Source organism: Planomonospora sp. ID82291 (assembly GCF_015711645.1).
Lineage (GTDB): Bacteria > Actinomycetota > Actinomycetes > Streptosporangiales > Streptosporangiaceae > Planomonospora.
On sequence record NZ_JABTEX010000007.1, the window covers coordinates 48489 to 60204 of the forward strand.

The 11716-nt window shown below is 71.4% G+C and carries 8 protein-coding genes and 2 pseudogenes; 5 read left to right on the plus strand and 5 right to left on the minus strand.

Annotated features, from left to right (window positions below):
* Positions 1 to 107: 107 nt before the first annotated feature.
* Complete coding sequence (locus tag HS045_RS30695; protein WP_196449630.1) at positions 108 to 1193, plus strand: IS630 family transposase; 1086 nt, start codon at positions 108 to 110, stop codon at positions 1191 to 1193.
* 90 nt (positions 1194 to 1283) lie between these two features.
* Positions 1284 to 1994: pseudogene (locus HS045_RS30700) on the plus strand (Tn3 family transposase); the annotation flags it as partial.
* Between the two features lie 19 nt (positions 1995 to 2013).
* Here HS045_RS30700 and HS045_RS30705 read toward each other — a convergent pair.
* The 3 genes and pseudogenes from HS045_RS30705 to HS045_RS30715 all read right to left on the minus strand — a co-directional run bounded on the left by HS045_RS30705 (position 2014) and on the right by HS045_RS30715 (position 5244).
* Positions 2014 to 3014, minus strand: a pseudogene (locus HS045_RS30705) (IS5 family transposase).
* 143 nt (positions 3015 to 3157) lie between these two features.
* On the minus strand, positions 3158 to 3703 hold the full coding sequence (locus tag HS045_RS30710; protein ID WP_196455115.1) for a TetR/AcrR family transcriptional regulator: 546 nt from the start codon (positions 3701 to 3703) through the stop codon (positions 3158 to 3160).
* Positions 3704 to 3726: 23 nt separating this feature from the next.
* Positions 3727 to 5244, minus strand: coding sequence for an MFS transporter (locus HS045_RS30715; RefSeq protein WP_230885128.1), 1518 nt, complete (start codon positions 5242 to 5244; stop codon positions 3727 to 3729).
* Positions 5245 to 5658: 414 nt separating this feature from the next.
* Here HS045_RS30715 and HS045_RS30720 point away from each other — a divergent pair, with 414 nt between their 5' ends.
* Complete coding sequence (locus tag HS045_RS30720) at positions 5659 to 6585, plus strand: recombinase family protein (protein WP_196455116.1); 927 nt, start codon at positions 5659 to 5661, stop codon at positions 6583 to 6585.
* A gap of 434 nt (positions 6586 to 7019) precedes the next feature.
* Here the strand turns inward: HS045_RS30720 and HS045_RS30725 are convergent, their stop codons facing one another.
* Positions 7020 to 8132 carry a hypothetical protein gene (locus tag HS045_RS30725; protein WP_196455117.1) on the minus strand — a complete coding sequence of 371 codons (1113 nt, stop codon included), beginning with the start codon at positions 8130 to 8132 and terminating at the stop codon, positions 7020 to 7022.
* Between the two features lie 307 nt (positions 8133 to 8439).
* Here HS045_RS30725 and HS045_RS30730 point away from each other — a divergent pair, with 307 nt between their 5' ends.
* Positions 8440 to 8916, plus strand: a complete 477-nt coding sequence (locus HS045_RS30730) for a hypothetical protein (protein ID WP_196455118.1) — start codon at positions 8440 to 8442, stop codon at positions 8914 to 8916.
* Positions 8913 to 10088, plus strand: coding sequence for a site-specific integrase (locus HS045_RS35965; protein ID WP_304609639.1), 1176 nt, complete (start codon positions 8913 to 8915; stop codon positions 10086 to 10088). The genes HS045_RS30730 and HS045_RS35965 overlap by 4 nt, the downstream gene beginning before the upstream one ends.
* 70 nt (positions 10089 to 10158) lie before the next feature.
* On the opposite strand, the gene HS045_RS30740 is transcribed toward HS045_RS35965, so the two are convergent.
* Positions 10159 to 11370 (minus strand): GAF domain-containing sensor histidine kinase, encoded by a 1212-nt coding sequence (locus HS045_RS30740; protein ID WP_196455119.1) that lies wholly within the window; start codon positions 11368 to 11370, stop codon positions 10159 to 10161.
* Between the last annotated feature and the right edge of the window lie 346 nt (positions 11371 to 11716).

Consider the following 11716-nt stretch of genomic DNA (forward strand, 5'->3'; position numbering starts at 1 on the left):
CCGCCTAGTGAGCTGGTCCTGAGTTCCGAGGTCGCCACATGAGTCGCATCCCGCCTCAAACCGAGGACGGGATGCGACGGCATCAGGCCATGCGATGTGCTGGAGGAATGGGAGACACCAGACTCCAGCCGCTGGTTCTGTCCCCGGCCGAGCGGCTGACACTGCAGGGATGGGCCCAACGCCGCACCACCGCGCAAGGACTGGCCCTGCGCGCCCGGATTGTGCTGGCCTGCGCCGATGGAGGCAGCAACATGGCGGTGGCCGGACGGCTACGGGTCGACCGCAAGACCGTGGCCCGCTGGCGCAGCCGGTTCCTGGCCCGCCGCCTGAACGGCCTGAGCGACGAGCCTCGCCCCGGGGTCCCACGGACCATTACCGACGCCCAGGTGGAGGAGGTGGTGGTTCGCACTCTGGAGGAGGTGCCCCAGGGCACGACACACTGGTCGAAACGGGAACTGGCCCAACAGGTGGGCATCTCGCCCACCAGCGTGCTGCGGATCTGGCGAGCCTTCGGCCTGCAGCCCTGGCGGACCCAGGATTTCGTGATCTCTCCGGACCCGCTGCTGATCGACAAGATCCGTGACGTGGTCGGGCTGTATCTGGCCCCGCCGACGGACGCGGTCGTGTTCGCGGTGGACGAGAAACCCCACATCCAGGCGGTGGGGCGTACCGCACCGGTGCTGCCGATGCTGCCGGGAGTCCCCGAGCGGCGCAGTTTCGACTACGTCCGGCACGGCACCGTGGACCTGTTCGCGGCGCTGAACACCGCGACCGGCACAGTGATCGGCCGGCTGTCGGCCCGGCACCGGGCCGTCGATTTCCGGGACTTCCTGGACCAGATCGACCGCCAGACCGAGACCGGCCTGGCGGTTCATGTGATCTGTGACAACCTTTCGGCGCATAAGGCTCCGGCGGTGCATCACTGGCTGCTGGCGCACCCGCGTTTCGCCTTGCACTTCACCCCGACCTACGCCTCCTGGATCAACCAGGTCGAGCGCTGGTTCGCCGAGTTGGAGCGGTGCTGTCTGCACCGCGGGGTGTTCTGTTCACTGGACGCACTCACCACCGCTCTGGAGCACTGGATCAAGGTCTGGAACGACAAGGCCCGGCCCTTCCGATGGACCAAGAGCGCCGACCAGATCCTCAACAGGATCTGCCGCTACTGCGACAGGATCTCCGGACCAGCTCACTAGAGAAACGCCCTCCAGGCGGACACACCCATGTCAGCCCAGCTCACGCCCCATATCCGGCTCTCCAGGCCGCTGAATTACGCGGAACGCGGGCTGGACGACCAACGGTTTTGGAGGGCCACGATGCCCGGAGTCGAGACCGGCACCTACGGTGCGGTAGAGGACCTGGCACGCAACCGCGTGAACCTGAGCAAGGTGATCACTCACTGGCCCGACATGCTGAAGGTCGCCGGTTCCCTGGTCACCAACCAGGTCCGCGCCTACGACCTGCTGCGGATGTTCGGCCGTGACGGCCGCCCCACCCCGCTGGGCGCCGCGTTCGCGGAGTACGGGCGGATCGCCAAGACCGAGCACCTGCTGCGCGTGGTCGACCCGGTGGACGACACCTACCGGCGGCAGATGAACCGGCAGCTCACCGTGCAGGAGTCCCGCCACAAGCTCGCCCGGGACGTCTGCCACGGCAAGAGGGGCACCATCCACCAGGCGTACCGGGAAGGGATGGAGGATCAGCTCGGCGCGCTTGGCCTGGTCCTCAACGCCATCGTCGCGCTTGGCCTGGTCCTCAACGCCATCGTGCTGTGGACCACGAAGTACATCGACGCCGCTGTCGCCCAGCTTCGCGCCGAGGGGCACGAGATCCGCGACGAGGACATCGCACGTCTCTCCCCGCTCAAGCACCGCAACCTGAACCTGCTCGGCCGCTACAGCTTCACCGCCTCAACCCCGGCCGTCGGCGCCCTGCGCCCGCTGCGCGACCCGGACGCACCGGAGCTGGACGAGGACGACGACGGCAGTAGGGACTAGGCCGCGTATTGGGTTGTGATCAAGGGGTGGCCCGAGTGAGCTCTTTGATCCAGATCATCGCGGCGCGAAGGTGGAGGCCGGCGAGGTAGCTCGCAGGCGTCTTGTCGTAGCGGGTGGCGATGCCCCGCCAGGCCTTCAACTTGTTGATCAGACGCTCGACGGTGTTCCGCTCCTTGTACAGCTCGGCGTCATGGCCGACAGGCCGGCCGCCCCTGCTGCCCTTCTTCTTCCGATTTGCGGCCTGGTCCTTCTTCTCCGGGATGACCGCCTTGATGTGGCGACTCCGAAGGTAGGTGCGGTTGCCGCGGGAGGCGTAGGCCTTGTCCGCGGCGACCGCGCCGGGCCGGGTGCGGGGACGGCCGACCGGCCCCCGCACCCGTATCCCCTGCAACACCGGGATGAACTGCGGGCTGTCGGCGGCCTGCCCTGCGGTCAGGACGAACGCCAGCGGGCGGCATTCACGGTCGGCGGCGAGGTGGATCTTGCTGGTCTGCCCGCCCCTGGACCGTCCGAGCAGGGCGACTTTCAGCCGGATCCTGCGCCGACGCCGGACGCGTCGCCGCTCTTCTGCTTCGGGATCGTTTGCGGCGTTCTGCTCTTGTTGTCCCTCCTGCCCGCCCCCTTTTGCCGGGCCCTGTCGTCTTCGGCGGCCTTCTCCAGCGCGGTGAGGAGGTCCTGGCGAAGGTGCATCCCGGCGGCGTCGTGGTGCGCCCGGGCGGTGGTGGAGTCCACGCTGACCAGGGACAGGTCCACCTCGCCGCGCGTGGCGGCCTGCGCGATCAGGCCTTCCAGTAGGGCTTCGAAGACGCCGGCGTCCCTCCAGTGCCGGAAGCGGTTGTGGACGGTCGGCCAGGCGCCGAACTCCCGGGGCATCTCCCGCCACTGCCCGCCCGTCCGAAACCGCCAGATCACGCCCTCGAACTGCTGTCGCAGCCGCTCGGGGTACGGGCCGTACCTGCCGATCGGCAGGTACGGCTCGATGAACTCCCATTCCTCGTCCGTCAGTTGCGTGCGCGTCACGCCCGACGGTCTACCGGATCGGTCCCCGCAGTAGGGATGAATCCCCGCAATTGATCGCAACCCGATACGCGCCCTAGAGCGATGCCCGCTTTGCGGTTCATGCGCCGCTGAGCGAGGAAAGGACCGAGTCATACAGGAAGCGGTCAGCCGCCGTCGCGGCTGAGGGTGTCGGCAATGCGTTCCGCGATGGCTTGGCGGAGGTCGGGGTCGAGACGTTCGGCCGTGAGGGATTCGTACAGCCACAGTCCGTCGGCGGCTAGGCGGGTGATGAACCGGTCGAGCGTGGCGGTGTCGCCGGTGGCTGGGGGGGGAGGCGGGGCCCAGCGTTCGATCACCGCGTTCCAGGGGGCGGCGTGGTCGGCGCTCGTTGCCGCTTCCAGCATGAACAGTAGCTCGGCCCGGGTGGCGCTCTGCGTGGCGACGCGGGTATAGGCGGTGAGCCGTTGGTCGGCAGTGGCTTCGGCTGCGGGCTTCCCAGCCGCTGCGGCTATGCCCGCTTCCCATCGATCGGCGAGATGCTGGTGGATGGCCTGCACCAGGTCGTCGCGGGAGGCGAAGTGGTAGAGGAGACCGCCCTTGGTCAGGCCGGCCTCGGCCGCGACGGAGTCGAAGGTGACGCCCTTGACGCCTTCGCGCTCCACGACACGGGCGGCCGCTTCAAGGATCTGAGTTCGTTTGCTGGTCCGCATGGGTTCTGGTTCTCCCGGTCCGGTCAGTGGTGTGCGGGCGCTTCGACGGCGTGCTCGGTGGCGCTCAGGGCTGATCCGGGGCCGTGACGGCGCAGGAGCAGGCCCGTGGCGATCGCGCCGACGGCCATTACAGCGGTGACCACGATCATCACGACGAAGTACGCATTGTCGAACGCTTCGGAGGCGGCGGTGATCAGTGAGGGATGGTCCGTACCCAGGGTGAGCGCGGCATCGAGACTGTCGCGCGCCCGGTCCGGAGCCCCCGCGGGCAGGTCGATGCTCATGTTGTAGACGGCGGTCAGGAGACTGCCGAGGAGGGCGACCGCGATGAGGCTGCCGAACTCGTAGGAGACCTCCTCGACGGAGGACGCCATGCCGGCCCGGCGGGCCGGGACGTTGCCCATGATTGCGCTGGAGGCGACGGCCATCGCCGCCCCGAGTCCGGCACCGGTGAGCAGCAGTCCGGTCACCAGCAGCCCCATGCTCGTGTCGAAGCTGACCAGGACCACCGCGGCGCCGGCCGTGGCGAGGGCGAGGCCGCCCGCGACGATGGGCAGCAGACCGACCCTGTGCAGGACGGCGCCGCCGACCATGGCCGTCGGCAGCGCCCCCAGGGCGACGGCGGCGACCAGCAGCCCTGCGCGCAGCGGGGTGAAGCCTTCCACGAGCTGGAAGCGCTGGGTGGTGACCAGCTGGATGCCGGCGATGGCGAACATGGACAGCCCGGCGGCCAGGACGCCGGAGAGGAACGCCGGGTTGCGGAAGATCGCGAAGTCGAGCAGCGGGTCGGGCAGGCGGCGCTGCCGCCGGGCGAACGCCCACCCGCCCACTGCGGCAGCGAGGAGGGCGGCGGCCACGACGAGGGGAGCGGGGCTGGTCTTCGCGGTCTCCTTGATCGCGATCACCAGGCCGACCAAGGCGACGAGCGCGAGCAGAGAGGAGGTCAGATCCCAGCGCTTGGAGGGATCGGCGTCATTGGGGGGCGCAAGGACGAGCGTGGCAACGATGGCGGCGATGACGACCGGGACGTTGATGAGGAAGACCGACCCCCACCAGAAGCTGTTGAGCAGGACGCCACTCACGATCGGGCCGAGCCCGCTGCCCACGATCGCCAGACTTCCCCAGACGGCGATGGCGACGTTGCGCTCACGCTCGTCCTCGAACGTGACCCGGATCAGGGCCAGGGTCGCGGGCATCATCGCCGCTGCCCCCACCGCCAGGAACGCCCGTGCCGCGATCAGTGCCTCCGGGCTCGACGAGAACGCGGCGGCCAGCGAGGCGGTCCCGAAGACCACCAGACCGATCAAGAACATCCGCCGGTGCCCCACCCGATCCCCCAGCGTCCCGCTGCCCAGCAGGAGCCCGGCCATCACCACTGGGTATGCGTTGATGATCCACAAGCTTTCCGAACTGCTCGCGCCGAGGTCCTCCACCAGCGTCGGCAACGCCGCGTACAGGATGGAATTGTCCAGCGTGATCAACAGCAGCCCGGCACTCACCACCGTGAGCAGCAACCAGCGCCGCCTCGAACTCAAAACCATCTCTGCACGCCTCTCAGACGAACTTCCACGATCCCATAACTGTACCTTACGAAAGGTGCAGTTATGGGGCGTGTACGGCCGCAACGTGCCGTCCACCTGGCCTTTCGCAGCATTGCCTGATGCGGCCGGCTGGGGTGCCGGCGCTGCCGGACGCGGCACGGAAAGGCTGTGCCGGACCGGTTCCCGTGAGGGACCTCACCTCTGATCACTCCGCCAGGACTGGCGTTGCTCCACCACGGAGGAGATCGGCTGTCTGTCGGCAAAGGATCGAATGACGACAGGGGCGGCGAGCGTCCAATGAACCCGTGCAATCCAGGGGTTCGCGGCGGCGCGAATCCAATCAGATCCGATGGTGATTGATGACAGGGTTTGACGACAGATAGGGTCCATGCCTCCGTACGGAAGGGGCCCCGAGTGGCAAACCTGGTCTACAAGCGGGTTTCGACCGACCAGCAGTCCACCGCCCGGCAGAACCTCGTCCTTGACGAGGCCGGGATCGAGGACCCGGTCGTCTTCGAGGAGGACCCCGGCACCTCCAGCCGCCTCCACCCCCTCCAGCGCCCGAAGTTCCGCGAGCTGCTGACGTACGCGCGGCCGGGCGACACCCTGCACATCTCCGAGATGTTCCGCCTCGTGCGTGGCACCAGCCACATCCTCGACGCGCTCGATGTCCTCCACCGCGACCAGGTGGCGCTGCGCATCCACGACGGCGCGTTCTCCGCGATGGACCTCACCGCCCGCCACCCGCGCACCGGCGAACTGCTGTCCACCGTGAAGTTCATGGTGCAGACCCTCGCCGCCGCCGGCGAACTCCAGCGCGACCTCCAGCGCGAGCTCACCTACGACGGACTCCGCGCAGCCGAGGCCAAGGGCAACAAGGGCGGCCGCCGCCCCGCCGTCCCGGCCGACAAGACCACCGACGTGCGCACCGCGTACCTGGAAGGCCGCTCCATCGCCGCCCTCGCCCGCGACCACAGCGTCAGCCGCGGCGCGATCCGTACCGTCGTCGCAGGCCTCCTGCCCAACCACGCCGTCATCGAGGAGGACGCGCCGGCGCCGGAGCTGCCGGTCACCCTTGACATGCCGGGCAAGGTTGCCGACTTCCTCCGCGCCGCCGAGCTGAGCCCCATCGAGCGGGTCGCGCTCGACCAGGGAGTGACCGTACGCCGCGGCCAGGGCTACACCTTGCGCGTCAGCGCCGTCCCCGCCGTGCATCTCGGACTGCTCGCCCGCTGCCAGCCGCTCGACGGCGGCCACGGCGTTCCCGCAGTGCCGGCTCAGCGCAAGGCCCGCCGCGAATACGAGAACCGCGTCATCGCGCTCACACCAGCCGGACCATGATCACCGGCTTAGCGTTAACCGTTGTACCGATGTTCCCCGAGGCCGTTGCCGAGCCGGACCCGCCTGACGCGATCCGGTTCGGTGGTGCGGCCGTCACACGTGCCGCCGGGCCGGACGCACCGGCGTCTTCGACGGGCTCACGCGCCTGCAGGCGCCCTCCGCCGATCTCGTGCGCGCGAGTCGTTCGGCAGCGCCCCGCGGCCTGCGACCTCGGGCCGCGCGCGGATCAGTCGGTGCCGGCCGATCTCTTCCGCGAGCGGGAACCCGGGCCACGATGGTCCCGGGCATCGAGGCACGGCAGGAGGAGCCGGGTGACCGTGTTCACGTGCGCGGGGTGCGGTGCCGCGTTGGCCGCGCCGCACCCCGCAGGTCGCCCTGGCCGACCAGGCCCATCAGATGTACGGCCGTGGCCGTCGCAGGGCGGCATGTCCCTTTCATCGGGCACGCCCGCCGCCGCTGTCGGGGTCGGGGTCGGATGGACCGTGCGTGCTCTTGGCCGCGTGTAGCAGCGCCTCGGCGGCGGCGAGTTGATCACGCGCGCGCTCGACGTCCGCACGCAGACCTTTCACCTGGTCGCGGGCGGCGGCGTGGGCGGCGCGCTCGGCCGCCAGGTCGGCCCGCTGCCCGGCGGCCTGCTCGCGCACCCGGTCCAGCTCGGTCCGCAGCCGGTCGGCGCGGGCGTCGTGGTCGCGGCGCTGGTGCTCGGCCGCGGCACGCAGCTCGGCCAGCTCTGCGCGCAGGCGCTCGGCGGCGGCCTCGGCGGTCTCGGCGCGGCCGGTGGCGGCGGCGAGCCGGTCGGTCAGCCGGTCGGCGCGAGCGCGCTGCTCGGCCGCCTCGTGGCGGGTCTCGGCCAGCAGGCGCTCGTGGGTGCGGAGCTCGGTGCCGGCCTGCTCGGTGGCGGCCTGGGCGGCGCGCAGCCGGTCGGCCAGCTCGTCGTGGGCGGTGATCGCCACGTCCCGGGCGCTCTCGGCGCGGGCGCGTTCGGCCTGCTGGGCGGCCAGGTCCCGCAGGGCGGCGCGTTCGGCGGCGGCGGCGGTCTCGGCGCGTGCGGTGGCGGCGTCGGCGTCCCGGTCGGCCTGCTCGCGGGCCTGGCGGTCGGTGCGCGCGGCCGCGGCCGCCGCGGCGGCGCGCTGCTCGGCGGTGTGGGCGCGCTGGTCGGCGGCGGCGGCCGCGGCGCGGGCCTCCTCGGCGGCGGCCTCGGCGGCCTGCAGCTGGGCCAGGGCGCCGTCGTTGGCCGCGGCCAGCTGCGCGGTCAGGCCGGCCAGGACCTGCTGCCAGCGCTGGCCGGCCTCGGTCAGCGGACCGAGCAGGGCGCCGGCGCGGGCCAGGGCGCCGTCGACGACGGTGCTCTGCGCGGCCTGGCGCGCGCGGAAGGCGGCGGCGCGGCAGCGGTCGTCGCAGTACTTGGCCGGGCGACCGCCCTTGGGACGGCCGTCGGCGTCGAGGGCGGGCGGGGGCAGGGGCCGGTCGCAGCCCGGGGCGGCGCAGCGCCGCTCGGCGGGCCGTTCGGGGCCGGTCTCGGCAGGAGGAGGCGCGGGTGCGGTCACCGGACCACCGTAGCAGCGATCGATTGAAAATGAAGAAACCTGTTTCGTTTCCCAGCAAAACGCTTCCTTGGGGTGTCTCCTTCACGGAGCAGGCTGGTGATAACCTTCCTTATCGCCAGCCTTAACGATCACAGGATGACCGGACGACCGGATGAAGATCATGTGTCCTGTCGCACCGGAGACGGGGCGGTCTCATCGATCACGAGGCGCTCCGCCGCACGTCTCACCTGTGCGAGGCGTGATCGCTCGGGCGGATACCCCCGGCGTTCCCGCACTCAGGGCAGGCCGTCAGGTTATCCTGACGGGCATGACGTTCACGTGCCCGGACATCCCCGATCACGAGGGCTTCGCCGCTCCGGTGCTCCCCAGCGGCGAACCGGCCCCATCCGCCAGCGCCTTCACCAAGACCTTCATCGGCTACCAGGCCGTATGTTCCTGCGGGTGGAGCGACCGGCGCCGATTCCCGGCCACGCCGCAAGGAGCCGGAGAGACGGAGTACCGGTGGTGGAGCCGGCACGCCGCCCCCCTGGTCGCCGCCGCACCGCCCGGAGAGCTGGTGACCAAGTCGAACCTCCTGTGCGAGCGGATCGTCACGCTCGCCGCCGAACGCCCCCTCGCCGCCCTGACCCTGCTGTCTCAGGTGGAGAGCTGGCAGCGCATCCTGCTCGACCATGCCGTCGCCGGGGCCAGGGAGTCCGGCGCCTCCTGGGCGCAGATCGGGGAGGCCATGGGGATCTCCAAGCAGAGCGCGCACGAGCGGTTCAGGGCGCAGGTGAGCTCATGACCGTGAGCCCGTCCGAGCCGCCCGCCGCCGCGCCGCCGCCCGGTCAGGACGCCGCGCCGGCCCTCCGCTCCCCTGCCGAGGCGGCCCGCGCCGGTACGGCGGCGGCGCTCGAAGGCCGGATGCTGCACGGCCACGCCCGGCAGCGCCCCGCCGACACCGCGCTGAGCGCCGAGGCCGCCGCGCTGATCGCCGCCGCCCCCGCGGCCAACACCACCCGCGCCTACACCCGCGCCTGGGCCCTCTACCGGGCATGGTGCACCCAGACCGGCCGTACCCCGCTGCCGGCCACCTCCGCCACCCTGGCCAGCTTCGTCGCCCACCTGACCGGCACCCCCACCCGCACCGGCGGCCCGCCGGCCCCCAGCACGATCGACCAGGCGCTGGCCTGCGTGCTGTCGGCGCACACCAAGGCGGGCATGGACAAACCGTCCAGCGCCGAGGCCCGGGCCGTGCTGCGCGCCTACCGCAGGCAACGCGCCCAGGCCGGCCACCGTACCCGCCAGGCGCCGCCGATCACCATCGACGTGCTGCGCCGCATGATCGCCGCCACGCCCGTCGACGGCGACGGCGACGGCGGCCCGGCCGGGCGGCTGAGCGCGCTGCGCGACCGGACCGCGCTGCTGCTCGGCTTCGCGCTGATGGGCCGCCGCGCCGAGCTGACCGCCGTCGACCAGGAGCACCTGGCCGTCGTGCCCCAGGGTCTGGAGGTGTTCATCCCGCTGTCCAAGACCGACCGCGACGCCGCCGGCACCACCGTGGCCGTGCCGTACGGCTCCCACCCCGACACCTGCCCGGTGCGCACCGTCCAGGCATGGCTGGCCGAGCTGCACACCCGCGGCCTGACCTCGGGGGCGCTGCTGCGCCCGGTCGACCGGTACGGCCGCATCGGCGGCGAGGCAGGCTGGGCCGGGCGCGGCGGCACCCGGCTGACCGCCAGCGTCCTGACCACCCTGGTCAAGAACGCCGCCCGCCGTGCCGGCCTGGACGACCCCGACGCCTACAGCGCGCACTCCCTGCGCGCCGGCGGCGCCACCACCCTGGCCGAGGCCGGCGTGCCGACCGCGAAGATCGCCGCACAGGGCCGGTGGAAGCCCACCTCCCCCACGGTCAACACCTACGTGCGCAGCGCCGAGCGCTGGCGCGACAACCCCATGGGCAGAGCCGGGCTGTGACCGGCGCGGGGATCTCCCCGCGCACCGTCCTCGGCGCATCGGCCGGGGCCACGGGCCACCGATCGGCTTCCTACGGGCAGGGGAGCGGGGCGGGCAGGATCAGGCGGACCCGGGTGCCCTCCTCGGGGCGGCTGTCGATCTGCACGGTCCCGTCGTGCAACTCGACGATCTTGCGGGTGATGGACAGGCCGATGCCGGTCCCGCCGATCGCGCGCTCCTCGGCCTCACCGGCGCGGTAGAAGTCGTCGAAGACGTGCTCGATGTCGGCCGGAGCGATGCCCATGCCGGTGTCGCACACCTCCACCGTCGGATCCGGGACGTTCCACGCGGCCACCTCGATCCGGCCGCCGGGCGGGGTGAACTTGATGGCGTTGTCCAGCAGCTGGACCAGGGCGTGCTGTACTCGTCCGGCGTCGGCGCAGGCCATGACCGGCTGCGGGGTGTGCAGCGTCACCGTCAGCCGGCCGGCGCGGGCCCGGTCGATCACCTGGCCCACCGCGCGGTGGGCCAGGACCGCCAGATCGACCCGGTCGGGCAGGAACGGCGCGGTGCGGGCGTTCAGGCTGGCCATCAGCAGCAGCTCGTCGATCAGCTCCAGGATGCGGTCGCTGTTGCGTTCGATCACCCGCAGGAACTTCTGCTCGGTGACCTCGTCCAGGCCGCCGTCCTGCACCAGCTGCAGGTAGGAGCGGATCGAGGTCAGCGGGGTGCGCAGCTCGTGGTTGACGGTGCGCAGGAAGGCGTTCTTCAGCTCGCCCACCTCCTGCAGCCGGCGCAGCACCTGATCGGCCTGCAGGGCGTAGTGGTGCAGCTTCAGCAGCCCGGCGGCGTTTCCGGCCAGCGTCGTCAGCGCCCGGCGCTGCTCGTCGGACAGCCGGCGCGGGTGCGGGTCCATCACGCACACGGTGCCCAGGACGTGGTCGTGGTCGCTGACCACCGGCGCTCCGGCGTAGAAGCGCACGTGCGGGTCGCGCACCACGATCGACTCGTCGCGGAAGCGCTCGTCGTCGAGGGTGTCGGGCACCTCCAGCAGGTCCCGGCCGACATGCGTGCAGAACGGGACGCGGCCCTGGACGTCGGACGCGTCGACGCCGTGGTGGCCCTTGAAGCGCTGCCCGTCGCGGCCCAGCAGGTTCACCAGGCCGATCGGGGCCCGGCAGACGTACGCGGCCAGCTCGGCGATGGCGGAGAACTCCGGCTCCGGCACGACGTCGAGCGCGTGCAGTTCGTCGAGGTCGTCCTGCCGCGCGTTCTCATCGGCTGATCCCGGTAGGGAGGTCATCGCGTCTCACCCGCTCCCGAACGGTTCCTGGGTGGTGTGGTCCAGGGTGATCCCGCTGAGGATGCAGTCGGGCGAGGGCCGTCTCCTCCTTGTCTACCCGGCGGTCAGGCATCGCCCGGCGGGCGTCGGGTGATGTTTTCCCCACGATGTCGCGGGATGCCCGCCGCCGACGGCGCGGCAGGCCGCTACCGGGATCGCCGCCCCGGCCACCGACTCGACACCCGAAACGGCAGCCGCCTAAGATCAGCTCACGGCACCTACCTCGTTGGGCCTTCTCCACCGCTCCGAGGACGCGACCGGCGTGACCGGTTGCGGTCCTCCGTCCGTTCGGTGGCGTTGCCCGGGA

Excerpts from the sequence above, each read along its gene's own strand:
- HS045_RS30740 (WP_196455119.1), bottom strand. The coding sequence starts at position 11,370 with ATGACCTCCCTACCGGGATCAGCCGATGAGAACGCGCGGCAGGACGAC.
- HS045_RS30730 (WP_196455118.1), top strand. The coding sequence starts at position 8,440 with ATGACGTTCACGTGCCCGGACATCCCCGATCACGAGGGCTTCGCCGCT.
- HS045_RS30710 (WP_196455115.1), bottom strand. The coding sequence starts at position 3,703 with ATGCGGACCAGCAAACGAACTCAGATCCTTGAAGCGGCCGCCCGTGTC.
- HS045_RS30715 (WP_230885128.1), bottom strand. The coding sequence starts at position 5,244 with ATGGTTTTGAGTTCGAGGCGGCGCTGGTTGCTGCTCACGGTGGTGAGT.
- HS045_RS35965 (WP_304609639.1), top strand. The coding sequence starts at position 8,913 with ATGACCGTGAGCCCGTCCGAGCCGCCCGCCGCCGCGCCGCCGCCCGGT.
- HS045_RS30695 (WP_196449630.1), top strand. The coding sequence starts at position 108 with ATGGGAGACACCAGACTCCAGCCGCTGGTTCTGTCCCCGGCCGAGCGG.